Consider the following 17,671-nt stretch of genomic DNA (forward strand, 5'->3'; position numbering starts at 1 on the left):
TTACTCACCACCTTTTGATTTAATAAAGTCCTGTAGTTTCTCAAAAACCTCAAGCTGTCCTCTTTCTTTGATAAGCTCTGAAGTAAGTTTCAAAAGTTCCAAAAATGTATTTCTTTGGCTATCTGAAAGTACCGTGTAGTGCTTTTCCAAAATTGGGATATCTCCTCTTGACGCAGGGCCAGTTAAAGAATTCAATCTATCTTTTAAAAAGTTTTCTAATGAGGCCTTTGCAAGAGGACCTATCATTGAGAATATAATGTCATCAGATAGTTTTAGATCTTTATAAATGCTGTATGAAAAGTTTAAAAGTCCAATTAAATAGTTCGAAGCAATCGTTGCAGCAAGGTGATATTTTACTTTGTCCTCTTTTTTAAGCTCTATATATTTATTCCCCAATTTTTGAAGTATTATCTTGCCAATTTCCTTCCCTAGCTCATCACCTTCTAATGAAAATACTGCATCATTCAGTTTTTGGACATCTTCTATTTTCCCTCTTAATGTCTGCACTGGATGCAGAGAAAATCTCCCTTTACAAGACACCTTTATTGCGCTTGATAGCAATGCCCCTGAAAGATGAGCAAAAACTTTGCTTTTTGAAATTTCCTGTGGTAGATTTTTAGAAACCTCTTCTATAGCAGAGTCAGATACGCTGAGAAAAATCACATCAGATGATTTAATTAGTTCTTCCGGTGTTTTAAAAACTTTTGTATTTGTCAAATTGGAAGCTTCTTTTGCTTTCTCATATGTGCGGTTGTAATATCCTACAACTTCAAGACCCTTGTTTATAAAATACAAACCCAAAGAAATTCCTGCTCTTGATGCTCCATAAAAACCAATTTTCATAAAAATTACCTCCAAGAATAAATTAAAAAAGGCAGAACAGAGTCTGCCTTTTCTTTGCAAAATGTAATTAAAGTATGTGTCAATACCTTTTTAGCAGTCCCTGTTCTTTAAAAATCAGGGCAGCTTTCTATTTGATTTTTTCAAATAAAAGATAGCCTACATGAGTTTGGTATGGCTCGACATCCTTGTCGATACCATCCTATGAAATAATTATACCACAATATTTGAAAAAAGATAGCGTTAACTTTTTAATTTTGAGGGTAAAAATAACTATGAAAAATTATTTTATGAAGAGGTGAAATTGAGCAATGAAAAATCAAAAAATAATTGAGATGCTTAATGAACAACTAAACAGGGAACTTTTTTCTGCATATTTTTACACAGCAATGGAAGCGTATTTTGCTTCTCAAAATTTAGATGGTTTTGCACACTTTTTCATGGTCCAAACAAAAGAGGAATTAGACCATGCAAGACTAATTTTTGATTATATTAACAAAATTGGTGGAAGAGTTATTTTAAAAGAATTAAAACAACCAAAAGTAGAATACTCTTCACCTACTGAGGTATTTGAACTTGCGCTTGCTCACGAGCAGTTTATAACATCCTCTATCCATGAGATAGCAAAAACTGCTCTTGAAGAAAAGGACCTCACAACCCACAACTTTTTGCAATGGTTTATAAGTGAGCAGGCAGAGGAAGAGGAAACGATGGATAAGATTTTGAAAAAGCTAAAATTTATCAAAGAAGATCCAAGTGGACTTTTGTTTTTGGACAAAGAATTATCAATGAGAGTATACACCCCACCTTCAATAATGCAGGTTGAGTAAAAACAAAAAGGGTTGAATTTGTATAATATTTTGGTATACTATTTGAAATAGAAAGTAAGCTAATGAAGGTGACAAATAAAATGTTTTACACATTTATTTGCAACAAATGCGAAGAGGTTTTCGAAATAAATGCTTCTATTTCAGAAATTTCAAATGGTCTAAAAGTGATTTGTCCCAAATGCTCTTCAGATGATGTAAGAAGAGATTACTCCAAAATAAACTTTGGAATATCTGCTGCAAATGGCTCAAAAGTACAAAGTTGCAGCACATGCTCAGGAAATAGAGGCTGTTGCGGGAACTAAAGCTCAAAAAAGTTATTGACAAAGTTGAAAGAGCTTTTTATAATATATATTGCAGCAGCGATAAAAGGTGCCGAGATGGTGGAATTGGCAGACACGCTACTTTGAGGGGGTAGTGGGCGTCAAGCCCGTGCGAGTTCGAGTCTCGCTCTCGGCACCAATTAAAAAGAAAATAAGGCCCTACTGAAAAGGGCTTTATTTTTTATGTAAAAAAACAAAATGTGCGCGCCCATAGCTCAATTGGATAGAGCATCAGACTACGGATCTGAGGGTTGGGGGTTCGAGTCCTCCTGGGCGCGCCAGTTGTTTTATAACACCTCTTTTATTTGAGCAAAGTCTATTATAAGGTCTTCAAAAATACCAACCTTTATTTTGTCATTGAAAGTATAGCTTTCTGGAGCTTGTAAACCTTCATTATCTTTAAGCCTATAAACTAAAATCGTTTGGTTAGCAGGATTGACAATCCAATATTCTTTGACTCCAAATTGAGTATATAGGTTTAATTTCCTTACATAATCATGAATCAAATTATTAGGCGAGACTACTTCAATTATCATTTCAGGAGCTCCAACGCAGCCTTTTTCAGTAAGTTTTCTCTTGTCGCATATGATTGAGATATCAGGCTGAACAACATTGATTGCTTGATTTTCATCTTGTCCTTCGCTAACTAAGACAACATCAAAAGGAGCTGTGTAAATTTCACATGGCTTTTTATTTTGGCGTAAATAACTACCAATTGTAATTGTAAGCTCTGAAACAATCTTTTGGTGCACTCTTGAAGGTGCAGGACTCATATCGTAGATGACACCATCTATTATCTCTACCCTTGCTTCTTCAGGCAGCTTGAGATAATCTTGATATGTCCAAAACTTAGAAATTCTCTTTTCCATTTGATTTTTCCACCCTTATTTTTAAGTTATGTGAATTTTCAATCATCTATGACCTTACCTATAAAAATTATATAATAATTTTCCTTACATATCAAAATAACAAGTGGCTGTCCAAAACCAATAATCTTTGACAGTCAACATCAAGCATTTGATAATAACAAATTAAGCTTATTACATTGAGAATAAGGAAACTATATGCAATAACGTTTGAAAAGAGAATGTTTCTAAACATTTTAGATTTTTATCTATCTAAAATGATACTCAACATAGGGTTGACAAGAGCATAGATTATAGCTTATAATAAAATCAGACGTAGGGGCGTAGCTCAATTGGTAGAGTAGCGGTCTCCAAAACCGTTGGCTGGGGGTTCGAGTCCCTCCGCCCCTGCCATTAAAGTTTGCCACTGAAATTAGAATAGGGAATAAGTTAAATGTGAACTAATTATTTATAAAGTCAAAATATAAAAGGGGCTGCAACTCTTTATTTATTAGTTAACAGCCCCTTTAGTTTTTGGCTAAAAATTAAATTATCTCAAATTTATTCCTCTAAAATTCTCTCTGCCTCTTCTCTGTACGCATCCATTACGTATGGAATACCCGATATCTTTGCAGCATCTTCTGTGAGTGCAATCAAATCCTTTCTTGAGATTGTAGAAATTCTGAAGTTTCTCGAACCTGCCATAAGCTGCTGCAAACCTGTTTTGAATTTCTGTACAAATGTGTAAATACCAATTGCACCAAGAGGAATATTCTTTATTTCATCACCATATTTTTCTTTGAGCTCTTCATATGTGATAAATATCTCTTCTGGTGTTGTTCCATACTTGGAAACTGTCTTTGGCAAATTACCTTCTTTCAGCCACTTTTCAATGTTTTTGCCTACCATTCCTGGTATCATTAATGCTCTTCCCATACAAACAGCTTTTACATATGGAGCGCCCATTGCAATTGCTTTGAACACTCCATCTTCTGTTGAAAATCCGCCTGCAATTGCAAGGTCAGGAACTCTGAAACCTCTTTTAGTAAGCTTCTCTGCAAACTGATATGCCAATGCTTCTAAGTAAAATGTCGGAATTCCCCATTCATTCATCATAGGCCACGGGCTCATGCCTGTGCCACCTGGTGCACCATCTATTGTTATCAGGTCAAGCTTTGCCTCAGCACCAAACCTCAGCGCCATTGCCAGCTCCACAGCTGAGTAAGCACCTGTTTTGAGAGTAATCCTCTTAAATCCAATGCTTCTTAATCTCTCAACCTCTTTCAAAAAGCTTTCCTTCTCAATAAAACCAAGCCTTGAATGTCTTTCAAATTCTCTGATTGCACCTTTTTTGAATGCCTCCTGCACTTCTTTTAAAGTTGGATCAGGAAGTACTATATACCCTCTTTTTTTCAGCTCAAGAGCTCTCTCTAAGCTATTTACCTTTATCTCACCGCCAATGCACTTTGCACCCTGACCCCATTTGAGTTCGATTGTGTCAAGCCCATGCTTTTCAATGACATACTCTGCAACACCAAGGCGCGTGTCCTCAACATTCATCTGAACAAGTATTTCGCCCCAGCCCTCATAAAACCTCTTGTATGTTGTGATTCTTCTGTCCATCTCAGGAGATTTTTTGACCTTGCCATCCGATGTAAGTTCAAGCTCTGGGTCAACACCACAGACATTCTCACCACAGACAAGTGTGATACCTGAGATAGCCGCACCAACTGCAAAGTGCTCCCAGTTCTTGCGTGCAATCTCTGTTGATCCAAGTGCACCCGTAAATATTGGAACCTTCATCTTAACCTTCTTTTCCCAACCGTATTCTGTCGTTGTGTCAACATTTGGAAAGATTGCTGTATCAGGATTTGCTTCAACACCTTCAGGAAGACCCTTTGCGCCGACTGCATAACCTTGGATGTTTAAATGTGAATAGTCGACAGGATAATTTTTGTCAGCACCTGCAGTGACCTCGCCAAACGGTCCAGGATACAAAACCTCTCTTCCTCTAAATGATGCTAAAAAGATTTCACAATTACCCTGACATCCATCAACACACCTTGTACAAAGTCCTGACATAGGAACAACATCTCTTGAACGGTTAAATGTACCAGTTGCTTCGTTCGCATTTGGCCTTCTTAAGTTCATTCCAACCATCCTCCCTTCCTACATTGTTGAGTTATATAACATTAATAAGTAGTTGTATTAAATCATAGATCTATACTAAGTAAAGCTAACATTGTTGCGCCAATTTTTACCAACGGTAAAAGTGTTCTCATAATGGGGATTTTGTATTCTCTGATTGTATATCTTATTTTGCCTGAGGGTCCAGTTGGAATCTCATTTACATAATCAACCTTTATGGAAATGTCGCCAAACTTACTTTTAATACTCTTTACAAATTGTTCTACTTCTCTTTCATCAAATCTTTTTCCTTTTACAATCTTAAGTGTCATATTATCTAAATCATGCTGAATGAGCTGATACTGTAGCACTCCCTCCATCTCTCTTGCTAATATGTTAAAGAAATGGCTATCATAAATTTCACCACTTTTTGCCACAAAAATCTCGTCTATCCTACCATCTATTTCCTTGATAGTAGGAAAACCTATCCCACAGTCACACATCTCGTCATCCAAAGTTACAACATCTCCAAGCCGATACCTCAGCCTTGGCATTACATAATTGTGAAGGTCTGTAACTAGAATAGCTTTTTTGTTTTTATCCTCCACACCTTCAATATCGACAAACTCGTAATAGCCTGTTAGAGTCATCAAATGCATCTTACCTTTTCTGCATTGATAGGCAATAATACCTCCATCTCTTGCACCATATTCATTTATCACAGGACATTTGAAAACCTCTTCTATCAAATCTTTCTGGTATTTATATAAATTCTCGGCTGTTGTAACAACACCTTTTAGTTTTAATCTGAGCTCTATCTTATTCTCCTTAATAAGGCTTGCAAGTTTATAAGCAGCCGAAGGATAAGCGTATATAAAGGAAGGCTTGTATTTTTGAATCTTCTTTGCTATATTTCTTATATTTCTTTCATTTATCTCCCAAGATGAGATTATCAGTCTATTTTTCAACACAAGCTCTTTAAGTTTGTCTTTCAAACTCTTTGTATTTTCAATATCATTTAAGGACGCCCAAAGCATAAGACACCTGTCGCCAATATTAATCCCCCACCATGAAAGTCCCAAATACCTTGCTGCCTCGTACCACTCAACTGTCTCCCTGTCTATGTAAAACTTCACAGGCTCACCTGTAGAACCACCTGTTTTGTTGAGAATACAGCGAGATAAATTTGCTTTGTCAGACAAATACAAATCTCTATTTTGGTTGAACTCTTTTTTCTCTAAGATAGGAAATTCAAGCAAAGCGTTTTCTGGTTCGGTCATAATTTTTTCTCTTAAATATTCAAACTTTTTGTATGCTGGGACATGCTCCAGACAAAAAAGAAGTAGTTTTTTTAACTCTTCCTTCTGGATGTTTTCAATCTCCAATTTACTTTTTGATTGATTATTTCTCAAAATATTCAATTTTTTTCTAATCCTATTTCCTTTGAATAATTCCATTAAAGGAAAGAATACATTTCTAATTAGTATTGCAAATATATCCATAGTATAACTCCCAACTTAAGTGCTTTTTACTACTCAAATTATATCATATTGTTTCAAAGACTAACAATAGATTAAAAACTTTTAATCTAAATTTTATTCAAAGTAAACAAAAAGCCTCTTAACCATTTGTCAAAAATAGTTAAGAGGCCCCATCTTTATTTACATTTTTTCTGGAGCATCAACACCCAAAAGTGTCAGCACATTTTTAGTTACAATCCTTACACATTCGACAAGTGAAAGTCTTGTATGCATTAGCTCTTCGTTTTCATTTTTTACTCTACATGCATTGTAAAAAGCATGAAAAATTGAGGCCAAATCTAAAAGGTACTTTGTAACCCTGCTAACATCTAAATTGCGTGCTGCAATCTCTATCTCTTCTGGAAGCTCCAAAAGTTTTTTGAGCAGCTCAAGCTCTTCCTCTTGCTGCAAAAGCTCAAGCCTAATTTTTTCTTTATTTAGAACAATCCCCTCTTCAGAAAGAGCCCTTATTATCCCACAAGTTCTTGCATGAGCATACTGCACGTAAAATACAGGATTGTCAAGGGTCTGCTGTGTAACAAGGTCTAAGTCTATCTCAATATGTGTGTCTGCCGATTTTGTGTTGAACATAAACCTTGCTGCGTCCTTCCCAATCTCTTCTATCAAATCGATAAGGGTTATAGCCTTACCTGTTCTTTTTGACATTCGCACAACTTCCTTGCCACGAACAAGCCGTACAAGTTGCATAAGGATTATAACAAGCCTTTCAGGATCAATTCCAAGTGCTTTCATTGCAGCCTTCATCCTTGGAACATGTCCATGATGGTCTGCTCCCCAAATGTCAATTACAATGTCAAACCCTCGTTTCTCAAACTTGTTCCTGTGGTAAGCAATGTCAGCTGCAAAATACGTGGGTATTCCATTTGTTCTTATCAAAACCTCATCTTTTAAATTTTCATCCAACTTTGATGCAGCAAACCATACAGCTCCGTCTTTTTCATAGGTAAATCCCCTCTTTTTCAATTCCTCAATTGTCTCAAAAACCTCACCACTGGTATAGAGGCTGCTCTCATGGAACCACACATTATATTCGATGCCATACTTTTGTAAATGTTCTTTCATCAGTGCAATATTTCTCTTGAGCGCAAACTCAACAAGCTTTTTTCTTCTCTCCTCAGAAGGCAAAGTTTCTAAATCATCCCCATTTTCGTTTAAGTATTCTTTGACTCGCTCGATTATATCCTCACCGTGATAACAATCCTCTGGAAGTTCTATTTTTTCGCCCTTGAGCTGTCTGTATCTTATCTCAAGGCTCTGTCCAAATTTTTCTATTTGATTCCCTGCATCGTTTACATAAAACTCTTTTGTAACTTTATACCCTGCCCATTTTAAAAGGTTTGCAAGACAGTCGCCAAGCGCACCACCTCGCGCATTTCCCATGTGCATAGGTCCTGTCGGATTTGCAGAAACAAATTCAACCATAACCTTTTTCCCATTTCCAATATCTACTTTGCCATAATCATCACCTTCAGAAAGTATAGCATCTACAACCTTGTAAAGCCACTGTCTTTTGAAAAAGAAATTGATAAAGCCTGGCCCTGCAACTTCTACTTTTTCAATCAAAGTGTTTGTCAGGTCAATATTATCTACAATGTTCTGAGCTATTTCACGTGGGTTTTTTTTGAGTTTTCTAGTAAGCTCCATTGCAATGTTGGTTGCAAAATCGCCATGAGCTTTTTCTTTTGGTTTTTCGATCATTATTGGAGGAACAACATCGTTTAGCTGAAATATGCCCTTTTCAACGCAAGTATTTATAGCCTTTTCAATGGTATCTTTTATCTGGTCTTTTGCAAGTTTTACTAAATTCAATTTTTTACACCTGCCTCTTTTATTTTGAGTAAAAAGTCGTTTTCAGACATCATATGCGAATCTAAATCTATGGCATATTCAACAAAAACCTCTCCACCATTTTCGGTCAAATCTACCCTCATCTTCTTTGTATAAACTCCTATCATTATCACACCGTCTTCAGTGATATATGTTGATATATGCCTCTTGCCCGGCTCAAAAATAAGGGTTGACGTAACATCGCCATAGCGAATTAATGTTATATGGTTCGGCTGAATCTTAAATGTAGTAGTTGTACCTTCAAGCCCAGTAAGCTCGCTTTCTTTATATGTCACATAAAAGCTTTCACCTTTTTTATAAAACGTGCCTTCTGTGAAAAACTCTATGCTATTCTCAAGGCTATTTATGGGGTATTCTTGGGTGCCCTTGACAAAAATCAAAACGTCTTTTTTCATACTTTCACCTCAAAAACATTGGTTTTAGTATTTTTCTATATCAATCTTTTCTTCACATTTTATCTTTTCATTTAAGAATATTGAAGCAACTGCTTCGAACTTTTTCAAATTGTCACTTGCATAAAAATAATAAGTTGGCTCCTCCTCTGAGCTATTTAACATATTGTTTTGTTTTAGAACCTCATATGTTTGTTTTGCTGTCTCAAGCGCAGGGTTTATCAAAGTTACCTCTGGTAAAATCTTCTTTATGACATTTTGTAAAAATGGATAGTGTGTACACCCTAAAACAAGGGTATCTATTCCCTTTTCTCTGAACTCTTCTAAATATTCCTTTGCAACAAGATATGTCACTTCTTTATCGACCCACCCTTCCTCAACAAGCGGCACAAATAGAGGACAGGGCTTTGAATACACCTCTATCTCTGGGTCATACTCTAAAATCTTTTTCTCAAAAGAACCACTTGCAATTGTGCCTTCTGTACCAATTACACCAACTTTCTTGTTCTTTGTTGCTAAGACTGCAGCTTTTGCTCCAGGCTCAATGACAGCAACAATCGGAACATCAAACTGACTTTTTAAATATTCGTATGCATAGGCAGACGCAGTGTTGCAAGCAACAACTACAATCTTGACATTTTTGGATAGCAAAAACCTTGTGTTTTGAGTGGCAAACTTTGTCACTGTCTCTTTGGACTTAGATCCATAAGGGATCCTTGCCGTATCACCAAAATATACTATGCTCTCATTTGGCATAAGATTTACAATCTCTTTGAAGACTGTAAGCCCGCCAAGGCCTGAGTCAAATATCCCAATTGGTCTTGTATCCATAGGCTTTAACCCTCTTTGCTATATTTTATGCTTTGTTTTTGTTGGTTCTTTTCAATTGCAAATTGTATGAGTCTGTCAAGAAGCTGAGGATATGGTATACCGCTGTACTCCATCAGTTTTGGATACATCGAAATACTTGTAAAGCCAGGGATTGTATTTACTTCATTGAAATACACCTTATTAGTTTCTTTGTCAACAAAAAAGTCTATTCTTGCCATACCACTACACTCAAAAAGCTTGTAAATCTTAATAGCAAGCTCCTTAATCTCATCCTCTACCTGCTTTTCAAGTTTTGCAGGAATGATTAATTCTGATGAGCCATCTATATACTTTGCTTCATACGAATAAAACTCCCTCGAAGGCACTATCTCTCCCAAGGCTGACACAAAAATTTCGCTATTGCCAAGCACTGCACACTCAATCTCACGTGCATTTATAGCCTCTTCGATCAAAATCTTGGTATCATACAAAAATGCCTCATGGATTGCCAAAATCAGCTCGTCTTTGTCTTTTGCCTTTGAAATCCCAACTGATGAACCTGAATTTGCAGGCTTTACAAATACAGGATACGAAAACTCACTTTCAATCCGTCTGATGAAATATTCCTTTTTGGAAAGATACTCATCTTTGTAAATCACTAAAAAATGGCCCTGTGGAATCCCCTCTAAAAGAGCAAGTTTTTTAGCAAAAGCTTTGTCCATGCAGAGCGCTGATGACAACACACCACATCCAACATACGGAATCCCCGAGAGCTCTAAAAGCCCTTGTACAGTACCATCCTCACCATTTAATCCATGCAATACAGGAAATACAACGTCAATGTCAATAAAGGTAGCTTCACCATCTTTTATCTTCACAAGCGCTTTTTTAGTCCTGTCTGGTGAGATAAAACATTCAATTGAATACATTGTCCATTTGCTGTCTAAATCTTCTATCTTTCCTGTGTACAAAAGCCACTTCCCTTCTTTTGTAATACCAATTGGTATTATCTCATACTTTTCCTTGTCAAGGTTTTGCATAACCGATTTTGCAGAGATTATCGAAACTTCATGTTCTGTTGAAACTCCACCGAACAAAACTGCAACCTTTAATTTGGTCATCTACGAATTACCTCCACAAATGTGCTTTTTGCAAATTTATAATATTCATATTCATAGATTCTTCAATTTTATTACACTTAAGCAATAAGCAATCCTGTATAAAAAACTACAAACCCAGATATTCTTTTACCTCAGAAAGTATATTTTCAAGAGTCTTTGCATCCTTGCTCTCCGCATATATTCTAATCAAATCCTCTGTACCAGACGCCCTTACCAAAAACCATGCCTCATCCTCTAAAATAACTTTAAGACCATCTCTTGTCCTGTACTCTAAGCACCTCAGCCCAGCTACGTTGTCTTTGCCAAAATTCTTTATTCTCTCTAATGCCTCTTGTTTTTTGCTATGTGTGGTTCTAACGTCAATTCTTTTACTATATAGCTTTCCATACTCAGATTCAATTCTATCTAAAATCTCTCTTGGAGATTTTTCAAGCTTTGCAACCGCCTCTGCAACCAAAAGGTCTGCCAAAATCCCATCCTTTTCCGGCACATGCCCTTTTATAGAAAGTCCACCTGATTCCTCACCACCAATTAAAGCATCCTCTTTCATAAGACACTCTGCAATGTACTTAAACCCAACTGGTGTTTCAATGCATCTCATACCATGTTTTTGAGCAATCTTGTCAATCATAGAGGTTGTTGCGACAGTTCTTGCAACAGAGGAAGCCTTGCCTCTTGTGTTAATTAAATAATCTGTTAACATAAATATCACTTCATTTGCTGAAATAAACTGACCATCAGGGTTTACAACACCAAACCTGTCAGCATCACCATCTGTTGCAAGCCCTAAATCAAACTCCTCTGTCTTTATAATCTCAAGCAAATCCTTCATATTCTCTAAATTTGGCTCTGGCAAATGACCACCAAAAAGTGGGTCACGCCAGTTGTTTATTACTTTTACGTCACATCCAAGCCGTCTTAGAGCCTCGTCAATATACCCTATCCCACAACCATACATAGGATTTACAAGTACCTTTAGTTGTTTGCCCTCAAACGCTTTTTTGTCTATCAGATTCAATATGTCGTTCAAATACTCTTCTTTGTAGTCAAAATACTCAATGAGATCTTTGTCAGGATTTATATCTTTTAGCCCTTCTTTTTGGATTCTCTCAACATTTTTTATTATCTTGTCAGTAATTTGCGTATTTGCTGGACCACCATAATGAGGTATGAACTTTATTCCATTGTAATAATATGGATTGTGGCTTGCTGTTATCATAATTGCACCGCTTGCTCCTTTTTTCACAACTGCATGTGCAACAGCCGGGGTAGGAATTGGATTTTGCGAAAATAGCACTTGAATACCATTTGAGCTTAAAATCTCAGCACAAATCTTTGCAAAGTTTTCTGAATGGAATCTATAGTCATAACCAATGATTATTTTCGGATTCTCATAAGTCTCAACAACATAATCAGCAATTGCTTGGGCAACAATCTTTACGTTGTCAAAAGTAAAATCATCGGCAATGATTCCTCGCCAACCGTCTGTTCCAAAGGTTATTTTTTTCATCTTTATTTTGACCTCCTTTTTAAAAAATTGGACAAATATATTACAGTATAGTTTGAAATTTTTACAACAAACAAAAAAGATGGCCATCAAAAGTTATCTGGCCATCTTCTCAAAACACCTGTTCGCGTTCCATACTTTCCAAAGGCTAAAATCACTAGACTTGAGAACTACTCAAGTACTTTTCTATCTTCTTCTTCACTCGCTGCAGAGCATTGTCAATTGACTTTACATCCTTGTTAATCATCACGGCAATTTCCTGATAACTTCTCCCTTCAAGGTAGAGGTTTAAAACCTTGTACTCAAAAGGGCTTAAACACCCTGTGATGGCATTTAAGGTGTTTTCAAACTCCTCCTTTGTAATCATAACCTCTTCCGGATCAGAGATGAGAGAATTTGCAATAGTGTCAAGTAATGTCCTCTCATCATTTTCTTCATACACAGGTTTGTTTAAGGATATGTATGTATTAAGAGGAATATGTTTTTGCCTGCTTGCAGTTTTTATTGCAGTTATCACCTGTCTTGTAATACACAGTTCAGCAAACAATCTAAAAGTGGGGTATTTGCTCTCATCAAAATCACGTACAGCCTTAAAAAGACCTATCATACCTTCTTGGTAAATATCATCTTTTTCAGCACCAATTAGAAAATACATTCTACATTTTGCTTTTACAAGATTTTGATACCTATTTAAAAGCTCTTCTGTAGCCTCTTTTATACCTTCTCTTGAATACTTTACAAGTTCCTCATCGGTGCACTCTTTGAAATTCAAAAGTTGTTTTTGCAATGTCAAGGCAAAATGCCTCCTTAATTTTTCAAGCCTGTTTTATTCAAATGCTCGCAATGAAGATATTCTTTCACATCATAATTATATATTATTACCAACTACCTATCAAGCTTGGTCTAATCTTTTTTTAAATTTCTCCAATTTCTCGATAATAGAACTGTCAAGTGCATCTTCTATTTTCTCTTTTTTCTTTGTCTTTTCATCTGTCTTTTTTTCAAGCTCCTTTTTGTAACTTTCAATCTCGTATATAAGTTCTCTTGGAGGTATTCTAACCGCTCCACTGCCTAAGACCATAAGTTGCTCTAAGTAGTCAGATGTCACAACTGCTATCCTCTCTACTTTTGCGTTCTCATAAACGTACCTTTCTATGTAGTTGTCAGCTGTTTCACCCTCTTTTGTAAACACCACTTCTATGTCATTTATAACCTCTCTTTTTCTCTGAGCACCTTTTACCAAATGTGAATCAAAAACAATTGTTATTTTATACCCTTTATACCCAGAAAAGTCAGCTAAAATATCTAACAACTTCTTTCTGGCTGCTTCTAAGTCATCTTCAGCAATCCTTTTTAAATGGCTCCATGCATTTATAAAGTTATAGCCATCAACCATTAAGTGCACCTTTCCCTTCTCCTTCTTGAATTCTTTGTTTTAAAACCTCAAAGAAGATAATCCCAGCCGCAACAGAAGCATTGTAAGAGTTGACCTTGCCTTTTTGGGAAATTTTCACTAAAAAATCAGCCCCCTCTTTTACAAGCCTTGAAATTCCTTTACCTTCAGAGCCAATCACAATACATGTTGGAATCTTAAAATCACAATCATACAAAAGCTTTGTGGCATTGTTGTCTGCTGCGTACACCCAAATACCCTTTCGCTTAAGCTCATCTATTGTTCTTCTTAAGTTAACAACTCTTGCTATCTTAATGTGTTCTATTGCACCTGCTGAAGCTTTTTCAACAGTAGGGGTGATCGGGCATGAATTCCTTGCCTCAATAATAATACCATGGGCACCACATAAATGGGCAGACCTTATAATTGAACCAAAATTGTGTGGATCGGTAACCTCGTCTAATAACACTAAAAAAGGCTTTTCGCCTTTATTTGATGCTTCAAGCAAAAGGTCATCTATATCCCAGTACTTATACTCCTGAGCAATTGCAATTACTCCCTGTGGATTTTTTGTCTTCGCCATCTTTTCTATCTTGTTCTTGTCAACAAACTTTACCACAACACCTTTTTGCTTGCAAAGGCTTATAATCTCTGATAATGCTTTATCCCTTGCAGTATTTGATATATACACCTCTGTGATTTGACTGTTAGCTTTTAATGCTTCTTTTACAGGATTTTTGCCTTCAATTGTCCTCATTTTCTTCCCTCTTTCCAAGGTATTTTTTCTTCACCTTTTCAAACTCCCCGCAAGAAAACTTTCCTTCAGGACAGTAACCAAGCCTTATGCATTTAGGTCCTGCAAACTTAAAAATGTTCGGTGCAATCTCTTTTACTATCTCTAAGATTTTATCAGCAACACTTCTTATTTCCCACTGTGCTCTGTTGCAACACCGCTGTTCAAAAAAATGCAAAAGCTCTCTTGCGTTCATTGTCATGATTATCTTCGTCTCACACGCGTTTGGAAGAACATATCTCGCATCTTCAATTGCCATTTTCTCAGCCTTTTTTAAAGCTTCCTTTTCGCTAAAGCCCTTATTGACAAGAGCATTTTTGTGCCTTTCCTGCAGCTTCTCTGTTAAAATTTTGTAGCTTTTTGCAATTTGGTTCATTGTGTCTACAAAGATGGTTTTTAATTCCTCATCTTCTTCTATACTCGGTGGAATTACATATTCAAAGCCATCAAGCCTCACATACCTTTGTGACTGCTGAGAATATGAAGCAATCCTGTGTCTGACAAGCTGGTGTGTAAAGCTCCTGCTAACACCCTCAATCCCAAATGTAAAACTCACATGCTCAAGCGGAGATTCATGGCCAACATCAATCAAGAGATTTAAAAAGTTTTTAACTGCTTCGCTATCGAGCTTATCATAAATATTCTCAACTGATGTATTTGAATAACAAAGCTTTGCAGCTGTTGCTACAACCTTTTCAGGGTCGGGTGTATGCGATAAAAGAACAACCTTAAAGCTCATTTTTATCCTCCATCTTCTTCTATTGACTTTTATTGGTATAAAAACAAAGATGATTTTGTGATAAAATTATTTTATCACAAAAAGGGGGCATTTTTATATATGCTAAAGGTCTTTATTCAACAAAAGGTCCAAAACTTTGTTGTAATCACTTATGATTTTATCAAAAACCACATGCCTTTTTCTGACGGGGAGTTCGTGAAGGTATACATATACCTAAAGTTCTTGCTTCAAAATAAAGTGGAATTTATTGAGATAAACAAGATAGCACATGACCTAAACCTTCTTGAGAGTGATGTAATCAAAGCACTTGAATTTTGGTCAGAAAGAAGACTGATAAAGCTTACAAAAGATGCAGATGGAAATATAACAATTGATTTTTTGGACGAAAAGCTTGAGTTTGAAAAGCCTGAAAATGCACCTACACCCCCTGTCTACACAACTGAAGACTTATCAAGGTTTTATGAAACAGACGAAAAATTCAGGGGACTTCTTGAATTTGCTCAAAAGCAATACTGCAGGACTTTCAATAAAAATGATATAGACGTGCTTCTTGAAATTTATGATTGGTTAAAGCTTCCTATTGAGGTAATATATCTTCTCATAAACTATGTAACAATCACTAAGAATAATAAGAATCTTAAATACCTTGAACAAATGGCAATTAAATGGAAAGAGCTGAATATAGATAGCATTGAAAAGGCTGAGGAGTACATAAGGTCACAAGAGGACACAAGTAGAATAAAGAGACTTGTACTTCAGAACCTTGGAATATATCACAGAGCTCCGACTAAGGTCGAAGATGAGATTATGAACGTTTGGATAAATGATTGGAAGATGCCTGAAGAAGTCATAATATACGCTTTGAGTCTGGTAAAAAATGTTAATAATCCCACTGTAAATTATGTAAATGGTATAATAAAGCGATGGTATGAGGCAGGACTAAGAAGTTTAGAGGCAATCAAAAAGTTTGAGCTTGAAAATGCACAAAAGAGAGAGAAAAACAAAAAACAGTCAAGTTCTAAGAAAGTTTTATATGAAGAAAGAGATCCGTCTACATATACAGCTCTTGAAGAACTTTATAAAAAGGCATTGAGAGGTAATAGAGATGACGATGATGACGAATAAAAAGAAGATAATTGAGATGATAAACAGGATATATCAGCAACGTCGTCAAAATGCAGAAATTGCAAGAGAAAGAAAGATTGCTCAGCTTTCTTCCAAGTCAAAAGATTTTGATATATTAAATGAAAAGATAACAAAAGCAGGTTTAAAACTTTCACAAGCTTCTCTTTCTCAAAACCAAGCTGAGATAGAAAAGTACTCAAAGATACTTGATAGCTTACTTCAGAAGCGGACAAAACTTTTGATTGATCTTGGACTTGGAAGTAATTATTTAGAACCTGAGTACACATGCCAAGCATGCCAAGACACTGGTTTTATTGTAAGTGAAAACGGAATTGAGGTTTGCAAATGTAGAACACAGCTCTTCATAGAACTTTTGTATGAACAGAGCAAGTTAAAAGATATTCTAAAAGAGCATAACTTTAAAAATTTTAACTTAGAATATTATTCAAAAGAGATAGACCCACAGGAAGGTATATCTCCTTATGAAAATATGTTAAACATTATAAAAGAAGTAAAAAAATTTATCAAAAACTTTGACAAACCTTCTCAAAAAGGACTACTTTTTTACGGTAGTACTGGGCTTGGCAAGACCTTTTTAGCCCACTGTATTGCCAAAGAGATTATTGACAGAAAAAAAACGGTAATATTTCTTGACAGCATCTCATTCTTTGAGATTCTAAAAGAAAAGTACTCTAAAATGGTAAGGCTATACGATGAAGTAGACGATGAAGAGTATAAAAGCCTTGAAGAAGTGGACCTTTTGATTATTGACGACCTTGGAAATGAGGGAAAAAGTGCAGAGTTTTGTTATGGTGTATTTCAAAGTCTTTTGGACAAGCGTTATATGACAAACAAGAAGATGATCATTACAACAAACTATAACATCGATGGTTTGCTAAAGCTCTACTCAGACAAAACAATGGGAAGGCTTCATGAGTATTTCATGTTTTTGCATCTGTTTGGTGAAGATATCAGGGTTATAAAGGCTAAAACTCAGTTAGAAAGGAGAGCTACTTAATTGCAAAAAGTAGCTCTCCCTCGCAAACAACTTCACCTTCAACATAAGCAACAGCTTTCGCCTTGCCAATTGAGCCTTTGAGAGATATAAGCTCTGTTTCAATCAAAAGCACATCTCCCGGTCTTACAACCTTTTTAAACCTTACTTTATCAATACCCGCAAAAAACGGAGTCTTTCCTTTAAATTCTTCTTTTGAGAGCATGGCAACAGCTCCAACCTGTGCCATTGCCTCAACAATTAAAACACCTGGCATTACAGGATTGCCCGGGAAATGCCCCTGGAAAAAAGGTTCATTTATTGTTACATTCTTTATTCCTTTTGCCTTTTTTCCCTCTTCTATCTCAATTATTCTGTCAACAAGCAAAAATGGGTACCTGTGTGGTAAAATCTGCAATATGCTGGTAACATCGTACATTAACTAC

General features: G+C 36.0%; 18 protein-coding genes and 3 tRNA genes. 7 read left to right on the top strand and 14 right to left on the bottom strand.

Features of this window, described 5'->3' with window-relative positions:
* The gene (locus OTJ99_RS09290; protein ID WP_045165688.1) at window positions 1–843 is read right to left on the bottom strand and encodes a Rossmann-like and DUF2520 domain-containing protein; all 843 of its coding nucleotides are present in this window, start codon (window positions 841–843) and stop codon (window positions 1–3) included.
* Window positions 844–1,151: 308 nt separating this feature from the next.
* On the opposite strand from OTJ99_RS09290, the gene OTJ99_RS09295 reads away from it, so the two are divergent.
* The 4 genes from OTJ99_RS09295 (at window position 1,152) to OTJ99_RS09310 (ending at window position 2,271) form a co-directional block, all read left to right on the top strand.
* Complete coding sequence (locus tag OTJ99_RS09295) at window positions 1,152–1,670, top strand: ferritin (RefSeq protein WP_045165687.1); 519 nt, start codon at window positions 1,152–1,154, stop codon at window positions 1,668–1,670.
* Window positions 1,671–1,750: 80 nt separating this feature from the next.
* Complete coding sequence (locus OTJ99_RS09300) at window positions 1,751–1,972, top strand: FmdB family zinc ribbon protein (protein WP_045165686.1); 222 nt, start codon at window positions 1,751–1,753, stop codon at window positions 1,970–1,972.
* A gap of 69 nt (window positions 1,973–2,041) precedes the next feature.
* Window positions 2,042–2,129: transfer RNA gene (locus tag OTJ99_RS09305), tRNA-Leu, on the top strand.
* 65 nt (window positions 2,130–2,194) lie between these two features.
* Window positions 2,195–2,271 (top strand) — tRNA-Arg (locus tag OTJ99_RS09310).
* Window positions 2,272–2,277: 6 nt separating this feature from the next.
* On the opposite strand, the gene OTJ99_RS09315 is transcribed toward OTJ99_RS09310, so the two are convergent.
* A complete protein-coding gene (locus OTJ99_RS09315) occupies window positions 2,278–2,859 on the bottom strand; it encodes a Uma2 family endonuclease (RefSeq protein WP_045165685.1) in 582 nt (193 codons plus the stop codon).
* Between the two features lie 314 nt (window positions 2,860–3,173).
* On the opposite strand from OTJ99_RS09315, the gene OTJ99_RS09320 reads away from it, so the two are divergent.
* Window positions 3,174–3,249, top strand: a tRNA-Trp gene (locus tag OTJ99_RS09320).
* Window positions 3,250–3,396: 147 nt separating this feature from the next.
* On the opposite strand, the gene OTJ99_RS09325 is transcribed toward OTJ99_RS09320, so the two are convergent.
* The 11 genes from OTJ99_RS09325 to thyX form a co-directional block, all read right to left on the bottom strand.
* Window positions 3,397–4,986 carry an FMN-binding glutamate synthase family protein gene (locus OTJ99_RS09325; protein WP_045165188.1) on the bottom strand — a complete coding sequence of 530 codons (1,590 nt, stop codon included), beginning with the start codon at window positions 4,984–4,986 and terminating at the stop codon, window positions 3,397–3,399.
* Window positions 4,987–5,048: 62 nt separating this feature from the next.
* On the bottom strand, window positions 5,049–6,464 hold the full coding sequence (locus OTJ99_RS09330) for a phenylacetate--CoA ligase family protein (RefSeq protein WP_045165189.1): 1,416 nt from the start codon (window positions 6,462–6,464) through the stop codon (window positions 5,049–5,051).
* 159 nt (window positions 6,465–6,623) lie between these two features.
* Entirely contained in the window at window positions 6,624–8,312 is a 1,689-nt protein-coding gene (gene argS, locus OTJ99_RS09335) for an arginine--tRNA ligase (RefSeq protein WP_045165190.1), read from the bottom strand.
* Window positions 8,309–8,746, bottom strand: coding sequence for a DUF1934 domain-containing protein (locus tag OTJ99_RS09340; protein ID WP_045165191.1), 438 nt, complete (start codon window positions 8,744–8,746; stop codon window positions 8,309–8,311). Before OTJ99_RS09340 ends, argS begins: the two co-directional genes overlap by 4 nt.
* 24 nt (window positions 8,747–8,770) lie before the next feature.
* The gene (gene murI, locus OTJ99_RS09345; RefSeq protein ID WP_045165192.1) at window positions 8,771–9,574 is read right to left on the bottom strand and encodes a glutamate racemase; all 804 of its coding nucleotides are present in this window, start codon (window positions 9,572–9,574) and stop codon (window positions 8,771–8,773) included.
* A 5-nt stretch (window positions 9,575–9,579) separates the two neighbouring features.
* Window positions 9,580–10,674, bottom strand: a complete 1,095-nt coding sequence (locus OTJ99_RS09350; RefSeq protein WP_045165193.1) for a D-alanine--D-alanine ligase family protein — start codon at window positions 10,672–10,674, stop codon at window positions 9,580–9,582.
* Between the two features lie 106 nt (window positions 10,675–10,780).
* Window positions 10,781–12,184 (bottom strand): phosphoglucomutase/phosphomannomutase family protein, encoded by a 1,404-nt coding sequence (locus tag OTJ99_RS09355; RefSeq protein ID WP_045165684.1) that lies wholly within the window; start codon window positions 12,182–12,184, stop codon window positions 10,781–10,783.
* Between the two features lie 154 nt (window positions 12,185–12,338).
* The gene (locus OTJ99_RS09360; protein ID WP_045165683.1) at window positions 12,339–12,974 is read right to left on the bottom strand and encodes an RNA polymerase sporulation sigma factor SigH; all 636 of its coding nucleotides are present in this window, start codon (window positions 12,972–12,974) and stop codon (window positions 12,339–12,341) included.
* 99 nt (window positions 12,975–13,073) lie between these two features.
* Window positions 13,074–13,586 carry an NYN domain-containing protein gene (locus tag OTJ99_RS09365; protein ID WP_045165682.1) on the bottom strand — a complete coding sequence of 171 codons (513 nt, stop codon included), beginning with the start codon at window positions 13,584–13,586 and terminating at the stop codon, window positions 13,074–13,076.
* On the bottom strand, window positions 13,570–14,331 hold the full coding sequence (gene rlmB, locus OTJ99_RS09370; RefSeq protein ID WP_045165886.1) for a 23S rRNA (guanosine(2251)-2'-O)-methyltransferase RlmB: 762 nt from the start codon (window positions 14,329–14,331) through the stop codon (window positions 13,570–13,572). The genes OTJ99_RS09365 and rlmB overlap by 17 nt, the downstream gene beginning before the upstream one ends.
* Window positions 14,318–15,106, bottom strand: a complete 789-nt coding sequence (gene thyX, locus OTJ99_RS09375) for an FAD-dependent thymidylate synthase (RefSeq protein ID WP_045165681.1) — start codon at window positions 15,104–15,106, stop codon at window positions 14,318–14,320. Before thyX ends, rlmB begins: the two co-directional genes overlap by 14 nt.
* 99 nt (window positions 15,107–15,205) lie before the next feature.
* Here thyX and OTJ99_RS09380 point away from each other — a divergent pair, with 99 nt between their 5' ends.
* Together OTJ99_RS09380 and OTJ99_RS09385 are read left to right on the top strand one after the other, a co-directional pair.
* Complete coding sequence (locus tag OTJ99_RS09380) at window positions 15,206–16,231, top strand: DnaD domain protein (protein WP_045165197.1); 1,026 nt, start codon at window positions 15,206–15,208, stop codon at window positions 16,229–16,231.
* Window positions 16,218–17,249, top strand: a complete 1,032-nt coding sequence (locus OTJ99_RS09385) for an ATP-binding protein (protein ID WP_045165198.1) — start codon at window positions 16,218–16,220, stop codon at window positions 17,247–17,249. The genes OTJ99_RS09380 and OTJ99_RS09385 overlap by 14 nt, the downstream gene beginning before the upstream one ends.
* Here the strand turns inward: OTJ99_RS09385 and fabZ are convergent.
* The gene (gene fabZ, locus OTJ99_RS09390; RefSeq protein WP_045165199.1) at window positions 17,242–17,664 is read right to left on the bottom strand and encodes a 3-hydroxyacyl-ACP dehydratase FabZ; all 423 of its coding nucleotides are present in this window, start codon (window positions 17,662–17,664) and stop codon (window positions 17,242–17,244) included. The two genes, OTJ99_RS09385 and fabZ, sit on opposite strands and share 8 nt — an antisense overlap.
* Window positions 17,665–17,671: the final 7 nt, after the last annotated feature.

The sequence above is a fragment of the Caldicellulosiruptor naganoensis genome (genome assembly GCF_026914285.1).
GTDB lineage: Bacteria > Bacillota > Thermoanaerobacteria > Caldicellulosiruptorales > Caldicellulosiruptoraceae > Caldicellulosiruptor > Caldicellulosiruptor naganoensis.